We start from the raw sequence: 18,312 nt of genomic DNA on the forward strand, positions 1-18,312 counted from the left end.
GGCCTGGGTCAGACCGGTTACTTCAATCGGATCTCCCAGTTCTGTGCCGGTTCCGTGAGCTTCGATATAGCTGAGGGTCCGGGCATGTACCCCGGCTCGTTCCAGGGCCGACCGAATCAGCTCCCCTTGAGCAGTCGGGTTAGGCACGGTATACCCGTTGGTCTTGCCCCCATGGTTGATGCTCGTTCCCCGAATGAGCGCATGGATCGGGTCTCCATCTGCTATCGCCTTGGACAGCGGCTTCAATAGCACGACCCCCACGCCTTCGCCTGGGACAAAGCCGTTACCACCCTTTCCGAAGCTCTTGCACTGTCCGTCTACGGACAGCATCTGATTCGCACAAAGTCCGACATAGCTCAGCGGATGCAGATACAGGTTCACTCCTCCTGCCATGGCCAGCTCGCATTCACCACGGTACAGATGCTCACACGCTTCATGAATCGCAGTCAACGAGGATGAACACATCGTATCCACTGGCATGCTCGGTCCCTGCAAATTGAACAGGTACGAAATCCGGTTGGCTACCGAGCTAAAGGAAGTGTGTGGGAATATTTGCGCTCCCTTCCTCCACAGATCAAGACCGTATAGATCAAATCCTGTTTTGGTAATTCCCGCAAACACACCTACCCGGCTGTTATGTCGTACCGCAAGCTGTTCTCTGGTGTAGCCTGCGTCCTCCATCGCTTCCCAGCAGGCTTCAATAAACAGCCTTTCCTGAGGGTCCATGCTGAGGGCTTCCCGTGGTGCAATATTAAAAAACAGTGGGTCGAATTCCGCAAAGCCTTCGATAAAGCCGCCCCACTTGCTGTAGCTTTTGCCATGCGCAGCCGCTTCCTCTTTATCAGGATGGAAGAATCCTTCCAGTCCCCAGCGTTCCTGGGGAATTTCGCTGATACAATCCTTCCCTGCCTTGAGATTTTCCCAATATTCGTTCATATCCCTCGAACCTGGATACTTTCCTGCCATGCCAATGATGGCGATCGGTTCTCGTGTTTCCTCTGCGCCAGGCTCCGCGTAGCTTCGAACTGACTTCACATAGCTACGGCTGGGCTTCGCTGTTGCCGTCTCCGCAATTGTCTGCCCCGTAACTGGCGTGCTTTCTTCTTCAGTATGCTTAGATGTCGCATTCGTGTCCTCCACCCGTTCCTTGTCCAGACTCATTCCAACCCACTGCATGCACTCCGGTGGGTATTCCGACACCAAATATTCTGTCAGGGCACGCAAGGTCTGGTACTCATAAAACAGCGTCTTGGACAGCTCTCCAAAGGATTCTGCCAGCTTGGCATTAAGCTGGGTAATCATAATCGAATCAATCCCATAGCGCTCTAGCGGTTCGTGGGCTTCAATGCTCCCAACGCTCAGCCGAGTCACCTCTCCCAACAACGCCTTGAGGCGATATAAGGTTTTCTCGTACAGTAAGCCCGCATCCAGCTTCGGCGTAGATGCCTGTATCGCACGGATACCGGCCTGCGAGACGGATTTCGCCAGATAGGCCTCGATTTTCTCAGGCTCTCCTTCCAGGACCATTACCTGCTCCTTGCCTGAGGACAAGCATTGGTACAACGCCTGAATGCCCAACTCGGTCTGTAGAGGCGTGATGCCCATGTTCTGTCTCATGAGCTTTTCCGTGTCCGCATCGATCCGCATTCCGCCTTCTTTCCACAGCGGCCAGCGGATGGATAGCGTCCGGCCCCGCCGTTGCTGAGCTTCCACCAAGGTATTCCGATAGGCTGCGTACGCATCCATAAAGGCGTTGGCGGTAGCATAATCGGCCTGTCCTGGATTGCCCAGACTGCCCGAAATGGAGGAAAAGAACACGAAGAAGTCCAGCTCCTGACCGCTACTTGCCTCATCCAGACGAACCAGCCCTTGGACCTTCGGCCCCAGCACCTCGATAAATTCTTCCCTGCTTTTCTTGAGAATGAAGTTATCGTGAATGACCCCAGCACAGTGAATAATCCCGTGAACACGCCCGAATTCTTCCTGGATGCTTTCCAGCAAGCTGAACACCGTGTTCCTGTCGGTGATATCACCCTGCTTGTACACCACTCTGGCCCCTAAGGACTCCAGCTTCCTTAGTCGGGCTTGTCTATTTTCGTCCAGTGACGATCGGCCTGTCAGAATCAAGGTCGCTGCTCGGGTGTGCCGAACCAGCTCTTCGGCAACAAGCAGCCCCAGGCCGCCAGAGCCGCCGGTGATGAGATACACGCCACCGTCCTTCCATGGTAGCTCCTCATCCTGTCGGGACGGCTCGAACCTGCTCCAGCAAGCGGTTTTGCGTTGACCGCCCTCATAGCGAATCCATCCATCTACCGGACTGCAGCTGTTTTCTTCCAATTTCGCCAGCAGGCTTCCCGCAGATTCTCCCTGTTCCACTTCGACCAATTGCCCGATGAATTTCGGATTTTCCAGCCGGGCGGTCTTCAGCAGACCCGAAAGCCCTGAAAAGAGCTGTCCTTCTCCAGCCGTCGCCACGACAAGCTGAACCAGCACCCTTCCGGCAGGCTTGTCTTTGAGTAGGCTTTGGATGCTCTCAAAGGCCTGAACTGCATAAGCCTGAAACCGCTCATCCACCCGGCTCTTCCCGGATGAGAAGGCCAAGACCTGCGCCGCTCCGTTCATTTGCACTTCGAGCTGTTCAGGCAAAGCTTCGTCCGGCTCGCACAACAAGATGATACGGCGGTCATAAGCAGGGGCTTCGGCTTCCGACGGTACGTCCTGCTCCTTCCAAACTGGCTCCAGCAGTAGGGTATGACTAGCTGTAGCCACAGGTTTTGCCTCTGCTCTGGAAATCGTTGATTTGGTTGCACTTTCTATCCCTATGCTCTTAGTCATTTGGGTTTCATTCCCAGGCGCCCAATACCGCTCTTTTGCAAAAGGATAAGTCGGTAGCGGAATCCTGGAGTACGGTTCATTTGAAAACAAACGCTCAAAGTCTAACGGATATCCCTGAACATATAAATCCGCAATCGTAGTTAAAAACTCCAAATACTCGCGGACTTCACCTGCATTTTGACAGTTTTGAATACATTCATTCCCATATCTCTTCAAGGACGCTTGAATGCGTTGGTCTTTTTCGTGTAGTTCAGAATAATAAACTTGAGAAGCACTGCCTTTTTCCAGCCACCTTTTAAGGGACATGACAAGCTCACCTTGATTGCGGGCAACACATGCAAGCCGATGATTGCAGTGCTTTCTCCCAAGCAATAATGTGTAGCTCATGTTACCGCAGTCTGCCTCAGGCTCCTGTTCGCAATAGGCAATCAGTTGCTCCACCTGACGGCGTAATTGTTGTGAAGTCCGGGCGGACAGCGGAATGAAATAAGCCGGCTTTTCGGAATGTCTTCGTTTCGTATGTGGAGCCTCTTCGATGACCATGTGGGCATTAGTACCACTGGCACCAAAGGAACTGACCGCAGCACAGCGTCTGGCTTCAGGCTCAATCAGCCAATTCTGCAACTGCGTATTGACATAAAAAGGACTGTCCGCAAATTGAATATTGGAATTGCCTGATCGGAAATGAAGTGAAGGCGGAATCTGCTCATGTTTTAATGACAATAACAGCTTAATTACTCCTGTGATTCCTGCCGCAATTTGCGTATGACCGATATTTGTTTTAATGGACCCGATCGCGCAATATTCCTTCTTGTCCGTATACTTTCTAAATGTTCGCGTCAATGCCTGATATTCAATTGGATCTCCCAATTTGGTACCTGTCCCATGTGCTTCCACCAATTGGATTTGCTCTGGATGAATATGAAAAGTATCGTACACATATTGCTCCAGTCGCTCCTGAGACTTCTGGCTTGGTGCAGTAAGTCCATTCGTGGTACCGTCCTGATTGATTGCTGAGCCTAAAATTACCCCATAAATGTGGTCACCATCGGCAACTGCTTCGTCAAGCCGTTTGAGCACAACCGCGCCAACAGCCTCTCCTGGAACCATTCCGTCCGCCCTGTCATCAAATGTATAACAGTGCCCAGTGTGAGACAGCATTCCTGCCCTGTCACCGTATAAATAGCAACGAGGGGTCGTATGAATATACACCCCGCCAGCTAAAGCCATATCCGTTTCTCCAGACCATAAGCTTTGGCAAGCAAGATGGGCAGCAACTAACGAACTGGAACAAGCTGTATCTACAGCTATTGCTGGTCCGTGAAGATTCAAGTAATAGGAAATTCTGGCGGGAATCACGGAACCCATATGGCCCCACAGTGCTTGCGGAGGCAGGTCTTCACCCAGCAGTCGCTGGTAATCTCCTTCGGCACAGCCTACATAAACTCCACACCGACGCCCCTCCATCCCTGTACCCGCATAGCCCGCATCCTCCAGAGCATGCCATGCTTCCTCGAGAAACAACCGTTGCTGCGGGTCCATGTAAGTTGCTTCCAGTCCCGATATATTGAAAAAAAGAGGATCGAACTTATCAATATCCTCTAAAAAACTCCCATAATTGCAGTAACTCGCGTTTTTTTCCTGATATTTCGAAAGATCCCAGCGAGTCACCTCTTTTACTAAATCGTCGCCATTCTTAAGGTGATTCCAAAGCTCATCTACATTGTCAGACTCGGCAAACCGCCCGCTCATTCCAATAATCGCAATCGGCTCTCTTCCAGCTAAAGCCTTACCTTTATTTTCCTGTTTGGGTCTCTCTGGCTCAATGGATACACTTGCCGTCTGAACCGGATTAAACATAAATTCCTTTTCCTTAGGCGCTTGGGTTTCACGGCTTGTATCTTTCCCATCCTCTATTGGATCAGCATTGTGTCCCAAGACTTGTAAAACGGTGTCGCCGAATTGGCCCAAAATGTATACCGTCAGTTGTTTGACCGAACTGTAATCAAAGATGTCTGTAGTCTGCAAATGAATGCCCAGCCCCTGATTAACATCCTGTACAAAGTTGACGCCAAGAATAGAATCCAAGCCATAATCTGCGAATGACTCATGGACATCAATCATTGAAATGTCCACATTCAAGGCTTCTGCCAACTTCTCTACAATGAGCTCCCTGACATGCTCTTCAGCCATCTCATCAGTCACATCAGCAGCTGATAGAATCTCTGTGTCACGCTGTTTCAATGGAGGCTTACCATGTTCAAGCTTCTGTTGATCCCGAAGCATCCCATCGCTTTCAGCTACAATAATTTGCTGGCCTACTTCATGCGCTTCCTGAGCGGGGAAGAAGACCGACCTGAACCCCTCGCTTTCCAATACCTCCTGCCAACGTTCAGGGTATAATCCGGGAGAGCCTGGAATACGAAGCTCGGGGTCATTATAGAGCCACCATCCCTCTAATAGACCAAAGGTTAGGTGGTTTAGCAGCGAGTTTCCACTGATTTCATTAATTAGGATCAGGCCATTTTTTCGCAGCGCTGCTTTGACATTGCCTAACGTATGCCGTATGTTTCTCGTAGCGTGCAGGACATTGGTTGCAATCGCAATATCATATCCGCCCAAGTCGATATCTTGTCCCACAGCCGACTCTTCCACATTGAAAATTTTATAAGTCAGATAAGGATTTTGTGGACCATACTCTTTTTGCGCATGTAATAAAAATGCTCTGGATTTATCGGTATAGCAGTATTCATGAATATGCTCTTGATAAGGTCGAAGCTTCCGGAAGAGCATAGCGCTGGTTCCTCCAGTGCCTGCACCAATTTCAATGATTCGAATTGATCCTGACGGGTCATGCTTAAGCCGTTCATTCAAGTAGGAAACTACAATATCTCCCAGCACTTCATTAAAGTAATCTGCTGCAGGACTATTTTTATATATGCCTTCCACCAGCTTCATGGAGGACTGAGGAAAAACAATGTCGGTGGCAGGTATGATTCCGGTCAAAATTTCCGGCAGCTTGCGCAATGTTGATTCTACGAGTACAACCCAGGCCGAGAGATCCGGGTTTTTCAGCCATTCCCCTTTCTTCAATTCCCATTCCTTCCATACAGCCTGCAGATCAACCGAAGTGGTATCCGTTACGCTATAAGAGTCTCCTTTACGGTAAAAATAATGATTCCGTGCCAATACCTCTATGCTTTCTTCAAGCCAGCGATCGTATAAATCCAGCATTGCTGTTTTGGTTTTAAAATCATTAATCATAGCTTTCTTGTCCATTTGTGCATAGGGGCCTAATCCCATCAACTGCAAATACCCCCATAGCAATTTGCATAAGACATCATTCATTTCCTTCATCTGTAAGCCTCCTCATCCGATTAGTCCCTCGCGTCGCCCCATCCTGTTCCGAGTAAGCTTGGTTGTCGACCATAGTCGAAGGAATTCTTTCGTATTCAGCCGCTAGATAAGAAATATCTGGCATCTTCTTCATTTTGACACTGGTGGAAATGTGGCTCTGAATATTCTGGATATACGAAGGAATAGCTTCGGAATTTGGATCGTCGCTTTCTTTTCCATTCATTTGCGAAATATTTGCCGCCGTCTCAGGTGTTTTTTGATCAACAAATATATCCGCTGGCTGTACAGATTTGGTAGATTCAATGGAAGCCTGCTTGGTTTTAATATCCGTGATCCAATACCGCTCCTTTGCAAAAGGATAGGCTGGCAGACTTATTCTCTGCGGCTTGACATCTCCATAAAGCATGCTCCAATCCATCGCCAGTCCCTTTACCCAAAGATCCACTATCTTCGCATATTTCCGTTTCCCGATCCAGGCAGCGATCGTCTTTTCCATATCTTCATCTTCTAACAGTGCGGACAATGCCTCTTTGTTCCGCTTGACCTGTCCTCGGTACAGCTCGGAGATCCCATCGTGGCCTTCTAGAAATCCTTCCAGCTTTTCCACCAGTGCTGGCATCGATTCAGCAATTACCGCCAAGCGTTCTTCCATCGCTTCACGTCCTACCTGGAGCGTGTAGGCTGCATCGGCCAGATTGCTTTCGGTGATCTCCCCTTTCCCGATCACAGACAGCAATCTCTCGACCTGCTGTTTCAGTCGTTCCTCATTTTTGGCTGACAACACGATAATCACAGGATTGTGAACTGTCACACGAATTGGCGCCTTTTCTTCCGAAACGTACTCTTCAATGATGACATGGGCATTGGCGCCTCCTGCTCCAAACGATGAAATTCCAGCCATTCTCGGGTACTCCTGGGTCTCTCCATCGAGCTCAACCACCGGCCGCTTCCATTCCTCCAGCTCCTGCTGGACGATAAACGGCGTCTGCTCAAAAGGAATGTTCGGATTCAGTTCCTGGGCGTGCAGGCTGGGAACCAGTGTCCGGTTTTTCATCTGCAGGACAATTTTCCCAATCCCTGCGATGCCCGCCGCCGCCTCCAAATGTCCGATGTTGGACTTCACAGAGCCCACGGCGCAAAATCCCTTGTCTGCCGTGTCCTTCCTGAAGGCTTGGGTCAGACCGGTTACTTCAATCGGATCTCCCAGTTCTGTGCCGGTTCCGTGAGCTTCGATATAGCTGAGGGTCCGGGCATGTACCCCGGCTCGTTCCAGGGCCGACCGAATCAGCTCCCCTTGAGCAGTCGGGTTAGGCACGGTATACCCGTTAGTCTTGCCCCCATGGTTGATGCTCGTTCCCCGAATGAGCGCATGGATCGGGTCTCCATCTGCTATCGCCTTGGACAGCGGCTTCAATAGCACGACCCCCACACCTTCGCCTGGGACAAAGCCGTTGCCTCCCTTTCCGAAGCTCTTGCACTGTCCGTCTACGGACAGCATCTGGTTTGCGCAAAGTCCGACATAGCTCAGCGGATGCAGATACAGGTTGACTCCTCCTGCCATGGCCAGCTCGCATTCTCCGCGATACAGATGCTCACACGCTTCATGAATCGCGGTCAACGAGGATGAACACATCGTATCCACCGGCATGCTCGGTCCCTGCAAATTGAACAGGTACGAAATTCGGTTGGCTACCGAGCTAAAAGATATTTGGGGGAATATTTTAGCTCCCATTTTCCATAATTCCGGCCCATAAAGCTCGTAGCCCGTTTTGGTAATCCCCGCAAACACACCTACCCGGCTATTATGCTGTACGGCAAGCTGTTCCCTGGTGTACCCCGCGTCCTCCATCGCCTCCCAGCAGGCTTCAATAAACAGCCTTTCCTGAGGGTCCATACTGAGGGCTTCACGCGGTGCAATATTAAAAAACAGGGGGTCGAAGTCCGCGAAACCTTCGATAAAGCCGCCCCACTTGCTGTAGCTTTTGCCATCAGCCACCGCTTCCTGCTTGTCAGGCTGGAAGAACCCTTCCAGCGTCCAGCGTTCCTGCGGGATTTCGCTGACACAATCCTTCCCTGCTTTGAGATTTTCCCAATATTCGTTCATATCCCTCGAACCTGGATACTTTCCTGCCATGCCAATGATGGCGATTGGTTCTCGTGTTTCCTCTGCGCCAGGCTCCGCGTAGCTTCGAACTGACTTCACGTAGCTACGGCTGGGCTTCGCTGTTGCCGTCTCCGCAATTGTCTGCCCCGCTACTGGTCTACTTTCTTCCTCAGCGTACCGGGCCATCGCAGCCGTTCCCTCTACCCGTTCCTTGTCAGTGCTCATTCCAACCCACTGCATGCATTCCGGTGCGTATTCTGACACCAAATATTCCGCCAGGGCACGCAAGGTCTGGTACTCATAAAATAGCGTCTTGGATAGCTCCCCAAAAGACTCTGCCAGCTTGGCATTAAGCTGGGTAATCATAATCGAATCCATCCCATAACGCTCTAGCGGTTCTTGGGCTTCAATGCTCCCAACGCTCAGCCGGGTCACCTCTCCCAACAACACCTTGAGGCGATATAAGGTTTTCTCGTACAGTAAACCCGCATCCAGCTTCAATCCAGCTGCCTCCACCGCTCGGACATCGGCCTGCGAGACGGATTTCCATAGGTAGGCCTCGATTTTCTCGGGCTCTCCTTCCAGGACCATCACCTGCTCCTTGCTTGAGGTCAGGCATTGGTACAACGCCTGAATACCCGACTCGGTCTGTAGAGGCGTGATGCCCATGTTCTGTCTCATGAGCTTTTCCGTGTCCGCATCGATCCGCATCCCGCCTTCTTTCCACAGCGGCCAGCGGATGGATAGCGTCCGGCCCCGCCGTTGCTGAGCTTCCACCAAGGTATTCCGATAGGCTGCGTACGCATCCATAAAGGCGTTGGCGGTGGCATAATCGGCCTGTCCCGGATTGCCCAGACTGCCCGAAATGGAGGAAAAGAGCACGAAGAAGTCCAGCTCCTGACCACTGCTCGCCTCATCCAGATGAACCAGCCCTTTAACCTTCGGCCCCAGCACCTCGATAAATTCTTCCCTGCTTTTCTTGAGAATGAAGTTATCGTGAATGACCCCAGCGCAGTGAATAATCCCGTGAACACGCCCGAATTCTTCCTGAATGCTTTCCAGCAAGCTGGTAACCGTGTTCCTGTCGGTGATATCCCCTTGCTTATACACCACTCTAGCCCCTAAGGACTCCAGTTCCTTCAGTCGGGTTTGTCTGTTGCCGTCCAGTGGCGACCGCCCTGTCAGGATCAAGGTCGCTGCTCGGGCGTGCCCAGCCAGTTCTTCGGCAACAAGTAGCCCCAGACCACCAACGCCGCCAGTGATGAGATACACGCCACCGTCCTTCCATGGCAGCTTCTCATCCGGCCAGGATGGCTCGAACCTGTTCCAGCAAGCGGTTTTGCGTTGACCACCCTCATAGCGAATCCATCCATCCACCGGACTGCGGCTGTTTTCCTCCAGCTTCGCCAGCAGGCTTACCGCAGATTCTCCCTGTTCCACTTCGATCAATTGGCCGATGAGTTTCGGATTTTCCAGACGGGCGGTCTTCAGCAGACCCGAAAGCCCTGAAAAGAGCTGTCCTTCTCCAGCCGCCGTCACGACAAGCTGAACCAGCACCCTTCCCGCAGGCTTGTCTTTTAGAATGCTTTGGATGCTCTCAAAGGCCTGTACTGCATAGGCCTGAAACCGCTCATCCACCCGGCCCTTCCCGGATGAGAAGGCCAAGACCTGCGCCGCTCCGTTCATTTGCGCTTCGAGCTGTTCAGGCAAAGCTTCGTCCGGCTCACACAACAAGATGATACGGCGGTCATAGACAGGGGCTTCGACCTCCGGCGCTACGTCCTGCTCCTTCCAGGCTGGCTCAAACATCAGGGTATGGCTGGCTGCAGTCACAGGTGCTTCCACCGCTGCTCTGACCCTTGCTGCCCCAGCCTCAACCTCAGGAGCCCAGCAGCGTTGCTGAGCAAAAGGATACGTAGGCAGACTGACTCTTTTCGGTTGGATATCGTAATACAGCAATTTCCAATCGATATAGAAGCCTTTGGCCCATAGCTCTGCCAGCTTGTTCATTTCACGATTTGAGATCCATTTGCTTACTAATTCCTTGAACACTTCTTCCTGTTCGAACCATTGCATTGAATCTTGCTGATTATTTTCTCCCCTCCAGCAATTCTCGATATGTTCTTGTCCATTCGCGAACGTTTCCAGTTTTTGCACCAGTTCGCTCGTATTCTTGACGATAAACGCTATCCGATATTTCATTGCCATTCGCCCTGTTTGAAGCGTAAAAGACACATCCGACAAATTGATTTCTTGAGAAGCTGTCAAGAAAGCCGAGAGGTCCCCAGCATATGCCTTAAGGCGCTGAATATTTTTGGCAGACAAAGGAACAAGATATTCAGCAGCATCGTTCACCAAACTGGATTTAGAACGTTCGGGTTCATCATTAGCTACAAATTGTTCAAAAATGGCATGAGCATTCGTTCCGCCTATGCCAAAGGAGCTTAGTGCCGCTCGATGGGGAACTGACGCATGTTCCCATTTCCGCAGTTTATCAACAACATAAAAAGGCGATTCAGACAAATGGATATCGGTATTGGGTGTATCGTAATTGAGCGTTGGAGGAATCTCATTATGGTATAAGCTTAAAGCGACTTTAATACACCCCGCCAAACCTGCTGCGGTATCCAGATGCCCGATATTGGTTTTGACCGATCCAATACCACAAAACTGTTTTTTGGCTGTATACTGCCTGAATGTATCATTCAGGGCAGCAAATTCAACTGGATCGCCCAATTTGGTTCCGGTTCCATGTGTCTCAATATAACTGATCGTTTCGGGATGAATTCCGGTTGATTCGATCGTCTTCTGAATAACTTCAGACTGACCCTTAACACTTGGGGCATAAAACCCTAGTTTGTCAGTCCCATCGTTGTTCACGCTAACCCCTCGTAAAATCGTGTAAATATGGTCACCGTCTCTAACGGCATCCAGCGTTTTTTTCAGCAGAACAACTCCAACCCCTTCTCCGCCAATCATTCCATCGGCCGAATCATCAAAAGCTCTAATATGGCCATCACTAGAAAAGTTCAAACCAGGCTGATATACATAACCTAAGCTGTTGAAAGGAAAGATTGTTGACGCTCCAACCAACGCATATTTTGCTTCACCGGACAACAGGCTCTGCGAAGCTAGACGCAGTCCGACTAACGAAGAAGAACAGTTGGAATGCACAAATAAGCTGGGACCTTTAAATCCTAATTTATGAGAGATCATAGTAGGAATGGTCCCGCCCTGTGCCAAAATCCAGGTTACATATTCATCCGCATTCTTCAGAACATTTGGTGATTGCGATGCCAAATTAGGAATAAATGCTTGATAAAAGCTGCTGCTCGCCGACATATACACACTGGTTTCAGGAATTTCCTTGGAAACATAACCAGCATCTTCAACAGCCTTCCATGCATGCTGTAACAGCAATTTCATCTGAGGATCCATAAATTCTGCATTTTTCTGGGACAAATTAAAAAACTCAGGGTCGAAATACTCTTTCCCCTCAATCGTGCATTGTCCGGACACATAGTTTGGATCCTCGATAATCTCTCTCTCTAGCCCTAACAGGGCTAGTTCTTCTTCGGAAAAGTATCGGACACTTTCCACCCCTGCCCTCAAATTTCTCCAAAACTCAACGTGGTTTTTTGCACCCGGGAAATGGGATGAAATTCCTATAATTGCGATACTATCTTCATAATAATCGGGGTAGGATGGCATACGTTCATCTTCCTTTGATTCAATTCCCAGTGAATTAGTATTCTCAGCAGTATCTGTTTGTTCAGACGTAGAAGCTAGATCCTCGCCTTTTACTTTCGTAATGTAGGCACTAAGCTCCCTAACAGTTGGATACTTGAATAGTACTGTCACCGAAATATCGCATTCCAGCTTGTCCTTGATCCTTCTAACCATCTCTGCGGCTGAAAAAGAATTTCCGCCTACGTCGAAGAAGGCATCATCCGTACTTAGATGGTCGATATCCAGAATATTTTTCCATATTGTTAAAACTTGATGCTCAACATCTGATTGCGGCAAATGGATTTTTCTTGTAGCTGTCGCCAGCTCGACCCTGCGACTCATTAATTCCTTCCGATCTATTTTGCCATTCGGGGTCAATGGCAGCTTGTCCAGTTCGATAAAGAATGCTGGAATCATATAATGAGGCAAAAATGCTTTTAAATAATTTCGCACTTCTTTCGGGTCAAGTGGAGACTTCCCGAACTCGGAGTTGTTCCGTAAATAGTAGGCAACAAGTTGCTTATCCCCTCCTTGTTCCTTGGCAACCACAACGCATTCATCAATTCCTGGATAGGTTCTGACCTGACCTTCAACTTCACTCAGCTCGATCCGAAACCCGCGAATTTTCACTTGAAAATCCATCCGCCCCAAATACTCAATAGAGCCGTCAGAAAGCCACCTGCATAAATCTCCGGTTCTATAAAGCTTAGTTCCGGGCTTGAATGGGTTGTCAATAAACTTTTCATCCGTAAGCACCGGCTGATTCAAATAACCTCTGGCCAAGCCACTGCCCGAGATGAAAAGCTCACCCGGAAGTCCGATAGGCACAGGTCTAAGGTGCTGATCCAAAATATACATCTGGGTGTTGGCAATAGGCTTACCGATCGAAACCAGCTTGTCGGCGGTAATCGTTTGAATTGTGGACCAAATCGTCGTCTCAGTCGGACCGAACATATTCCATGCGTCACCGTTGCTATGCACAAAATAAGATTTCAATGTTTCCGAAAGTGCTTCTCCGCCACAGAGCATTTTCATGTTTTCTTCGTTCTTCCAGCCAGTTTGAAAGAGCATGGTCCAGGTCACAGGCGTTGCCTGCATCATTGTCGGTTTTATTTTTTGAATCTCCTGCTTGAGTCTTTCGGCATCCTTGGCTTTTTCAGAACTGCAAACATAGCACTGGGCGCCTTTAATCAAAGGCAGATATAATTCCAGTCCCGCGATGTCAAAGCAATACGTTGTCACTGCAAGCAGTTTGTCCTGCTCTGTTATGCCTGGCTTTTCTCCCATAGAAAGAAGAAAGTTGGTTAACGCTCTGTGCGGGATCATGACCCCTTTGGGTTTCCCTGTACTTCCAGAGGTATATATCACATATGCCAAATGGCTAGGCTGCACTTCCCGTTTGAGTGTCTTTCTCCCCTTTATACTACTTGTAAGAAGATCCCAATCGTTATCAAGAACAATGCAGTTCACATGACTCCCTGCCAGCCGAGATACTTTTTCCAGCAATCCCGATTGTGTAATGACAAGGGAAGCATTGGAGTCCTGAAGCATATATTCCAATCTGTCTTTTGGATATTCTGGATCAAGCGGTACGTAGGCTCCGCCTGCCAGAAGGATTCCCAACAGCCCAATGACCATTTCTAATGACCGTTCCATGCAAATCCCTACCAGCGTATCAGGGGTAACGCCCTGATTTTGCAAATATAGAGCGAGCAAAGTGCTCTTTTCTTTTAATTCCCGATAGGTAAGGGATTGCTCTTCATACACGACTGCAATAGCGTCAGGCGTTTTCCTTGCCTGTTTTATGAAAAATTCAGGGAAGCATTTATCTGGATAACTTGTTTCGGTCGCATTCCAGTCATAAAGGATGCTGTTCTTTTCCTCTTGCAACAGTAATGAATAGTCCTTTAGGGCGCCCGTAGGATTGCTTATAAGTGCATCCGCTAATCCGATGTAACGCTCAGCCATCTGTACGATGGTCGCTTCATCGAACAAACCGGAACGGTATTTGATATTTAATGTCATCTCTTCTTCCTGCTCCAGCAGCTCCAATACCAGCTCATATTCACCTTCCTGGTGAATTTCTTCTACCAATTCAACGCTAAAACTATCGCTATACGGCGCACAAAGCTGCTGCAAGCTTGAAGTTTGCAGGAAATTTTGATAAGAAAATACTGTCTGAAACACAGGCGAGCTCGCCTGCAGACGCGGCACATTTAATGCTCTTACCAGAGCCGGAAAAGGATAAGGAGCATGATCTATCCCATTGACTACGGTCATTTGCAGTTTTTTCATGAAATCCAGGAATGTCTCTGTTTCCGACACTTGGCTGCGTATTGGAAGCATATTGACAAAATATCCGATTAGTTGGTCAAAACGCTCCTCTGGTCGTACCATAACTGGCAGGCCAACAATAATATCTTTCTGTCTTGAATACTGGTTTAGCAATATCACATACATACCTAGCAAGACGGTAGACAAGCTCATATATTGTGTACGGGCAAAAGATTTTACCTGGTTGACCCAATCAACTGGAAGCCGCTTGGTGTATGTTTGTCCTTCCATGCTCGGAGTCAGAAAACCTGAGCGGTTATATGGAAGCTCTAGAGTCGGTAATGCATCCGACAGCTGTTGCTTCCAATAGGAAAAATGCTTCTCCCCTTCTGCACTCGCCAACATCGTTTGTTCCCATTCCACAAAATCGTTATAGCTCGCGGCAGGTGGTAAAACGACCGGTCTCTTTCCTTGTACCAAGTCTTTATATGCATCTAAAAAGCTTTGAATAAAAAGGACGAAAGAACTACCATCAAAAATAATATGATGAATGACCACCAGTATAAAATGTTCTTGTTCGGATCTGGACATCAGATAAACACGCATCAAAGGGTCCTGTTCCAGCGCAAATGGCTGTTTTGCCTTGCTCCGAATCAAGGGAATGATTTCATCTACTTTCAAGCTTGAAATGTCCTCTACCTGCATATTGAACGGCTGAGCAGACTCCAGCTTTTGATAAGGTGTCCCGTTTGCCTCTTCAATCACACTTTTTAGAATAGGATATTGCTCTAAAACGGTGTGGAAAGCCTGTTTAGCGTTCTCTATCTCAACTTTCGTATTAAATCGGAGACATATTGGTACATTGTAAGCATTTATTTCGGGAGACATTTTATGTAATAACCACAACCCTTTTTGAACTTCAGAAAGTGGATTCCGTTGAACACCATGCAGGATTGTTTCGATCTTGATCTCTACAACCGGTTTATCTTTTTCAATCTTTTTGGCTAGATAAGCCGATAGTAGTTGAATCGTCGGATACTCTAGAATTTCTCTTGCATTAACCTGGATCGGATAAGATTTTTCAATGCCGCGTATGAGCTTCATGATAAGAATGGAATCGATGCCATAACCGTGAATATTTTTATTCAAATCCATTGCCCCGGACTCCAGATTCAGCTCCCGATGTAAAAATTGCACCATATATTCCTGAATCTTCAGCTGTACTCTCGAAACGTCGTTTATTGAAGTATCATCCGCCTCTCCAAACTCTGAATGCGATGTTGAGAGGGCGCTCCGATATTGATAAAGCGCACTAAGCTCTTGTTTGATGTAAGCATTACGGCAGACCTTTCTTTGAATTTTCCCGCTCCCCGTTTTGGGAATACTACCTTTTGGCAGCAAATATATATCATAAATCTCAAGTTGATGTGTCCCAGATACGGCATTTAACATCTTTTCGACCAGTCGTTTATATTCCTGCTCATGAAGGGACGTTTCAATCTCTTGTACGACGATTACCTTTTCCTGGCCTTTGACTTCAGAGGCAAACACAGCGATAGGCAAGGTCAGCTCCGGTATATTCTTTTGGATGGTCCATTCAATATCGACAGGATGATGATTTTTGCCGTGAATGATAATGACTTCCTTCTCTCTACCGATGACATAAATATGATTGTCTTCAATAAAGCCAAGGTCACCTGTACGGAAAAAACCGCCTTCTTGTGTAGTGGAAAGTACCGCGTCAAAAGTGCTGTCCGTTTCTTGCTTCCTATTTAAATAGCCCTCTGCCATCCGATCGGATTTAATCCAAATCTCTCCGATTTCCTCTGGCAGACATGGCATATGACTTTCAGGATGAACAATCCGTATTACTGTCGGAGCTTCGATCTCCCCGCAGCTGATAACGGACTTCGATGGGTTCTTCTCATCTGTGTATTGGACTCTTCTTTGCTCCAAGCTAGGAATATCCAAATTAAGAAATCTCATCGACTGGCCCGGTTTTACACTGGTAACAGGACACAGCTCAGATAAGCCAAGAAGAGGACAAAATATATCTTCTTTAAGCCCTAATGTCCGGAAATGATGGACAAAATTTTCGTAACTTTCCTTCCGAATGGGCTCACCTGCACATATAATAGCTTGAAGATGGTGTAGAGAATATTCCTGTAGTGAAGCTACATCCAAGGTGGAGCAGCAGTAATCGAATGCAAAGTTTGGCGCAGCCGTATGGGTAGCCTGATACTTGTCAATCATCTGAATCCAGTGTTCCGGATTTTTAGCAAAGCTTTCTGGCGGGAGAATAATGCTTGAGGCGCCATTGAATAGCGGTACCAAAATATTGTTTTGCAGTCCAAAAGCATGGAATTGCGGCATCCAGGAAACGATACGGCTATTTTGGTCAATTCTCCATTGCTCAGCCTTAACCTGATTCATTAAACATCTATGGCTGAGAATTACGCCTTTAGGCAGGGATGTAGAGCCTGATGTGTACAGCAAAAGGGCCATATCTTCAGGTGCTGGTATTCTCATCTTCATATCTACGTGGGCAGCGCTCTTTTTAAGAATCTCATCAATATTTAGGATACGAAACGTCCTATACTCCGGTTGTGTTTGGAGAAAGGCTTTGAAGGCAGTATTGGTTATGATACATACAGCCCCGGAATCCGTTTGAATAGGCTTTATTTTCTCAAGCATTTTTTCATCTGGCTCAGCTGCTGTAATGGGTGTAGGGATGGCTACGATGTTTGCATAGAAACATGCCAGCATGCTGCTGATATATCCCAGGCCCTGAGGAAATACAAGGAGCGCTTTTTCCTGCGCAGCCAGTTCTTTCATTAGAATATTGCCTAAAGTTTGCACTTGCAGCAAAAGCGTGGTTCCCGTAAGAACTTGAGGATGCTCTCCTTCATTCTCAAAAGTAAACAACTCTGTTTCAGGAAATTGTCGGCAAGTTTCCATAAAAGAAACGATTGGGATATTAAGGTCTGATCTTTGATCATGTTTATGTGTCATTCATCAACCAACTCCTCAAAACACAAAATTTAAATACAACATGAGCCAAATGCTTATCACGATGTCTATTTTGAGCTGCTGTTTCACGTTTGAAACGTTGCCTAATCGGAAGTAGCAAAGAAAAAATGAGTGATGAGAAAGGCTAAGGCCCCTTTCACACTCGTTTCCAGATTCCCACGAACAACCGTAAAAACGTCCAACAAATCTCAATAAATTAAGCTATAAAAAATTCATTATTTTCCAAACAGGTTGATAATTCGTTCTTTAACCTCGGCTTGATGAAAGGTCTTCTCATGCATAATCAGCTCTTGTTCTACGATTTTGGGAAGCTGAGCACGGAGTGGAGCAACCAGATGATCCTTTAACGTGATTAATGAAAATCTGGGTTTCTCGGCCAGCTGTCTAGCAAGATCCAATCCATAGCTCATCACTTCTTTGCGAGGCAGAACCGGGAACGGCACTCCCCGCTTCTCAAGTTCTGCACCTCGATAATTCCCCCCATTTAACAATAATTCTTCTCCCAGGCTGAACCCTAGTTTTTGGGGAATAATGAACGTCGCGCCCATTCCTGGTGTAAATCCATATCTCATAAAATTAGTCGTATATATACTTTCCTTACTTAGGATTACGAAATCAGAAAATAGCCCCATGACAAAGCCCCCACCAACCGCATGGCCCTGCATGGCGGCTATCACTGGAACTTTGCAGTTCAATGCCAGAGAGTAAATATTTTCATCAGTAAACTTCGATGTTCCTTCATGTATAGCCAATAGTCCTTCTTGCGTCCCACCCGTGGCAAAGTAGTTGTCATACCCTGTTAGAATTACGACTTTGCAGGTCGAGTCATTCTGGATCGCATGGAACGCTTCTCTAAGTCCATGCGTCATTTCAAGTGTAAATGTATTTTTATGAACTCTATCTTGCATTGTTACTTGAATAATCCCTCGCTCGATCTCAAGTAACTCAACCACAGATTGTGACATGATGACCTACTTCCCCCC

Annotated in this window: 3 protein-coding genes (1 of these 3 cut by a window edge); all 3 read right to left on the bottom strand. The window is 47.8% G+C overall.

The window, feature by feature from the left end; genetic code table 11:
- On the bottom strand, positions 1-6,192 hold the start of the coding sequence (locus ACN6NF_RS15640) for an SDR family NAD(P)-dependent oxidoreductase (protein ID WP_474318500.1). 13,572 nt of this gene lie to the left of the window's left edge; the window shows 6,192 of its 19,764 coding nt (coding positions 1-6,192); it begins with the start codon at positions 6,190-6,192; the stop codon falls past the left edge of the window.
- The gene (locus tag ACN6NF_RS15645; protein ID WP_474318501.1) at positions 6,176-17,311 is read right to left on the bottom strand and encodes an amino acid adenylation domain-containing protein; all 11,136 of its coding nucleotides are present in this window, start codon (positions 17,309-17,311) and stop codon (positions 6,176-6,178) included. The genes ACN6NF_RS15640 and ACN6NF_RS15645 overlap by 17 nt, the downstream gene beginning before the upstream one ends.
- Positions 17,312-17,544: 233 nt before the next feature.
- Entirely contained in the window at positions 17,545-18,294 is a 750-nt protein-coding gene (locus tag ACN6NF_RS15650) for a polyketide synthase (protein WP_474318502.1), read from the bottom strand.
- Positions 18,295-18,312: the final 18 nt, after the last annotated feature.

This window comes from Paenibacillus sp. TSM33 (assembly GCF_056099025.1).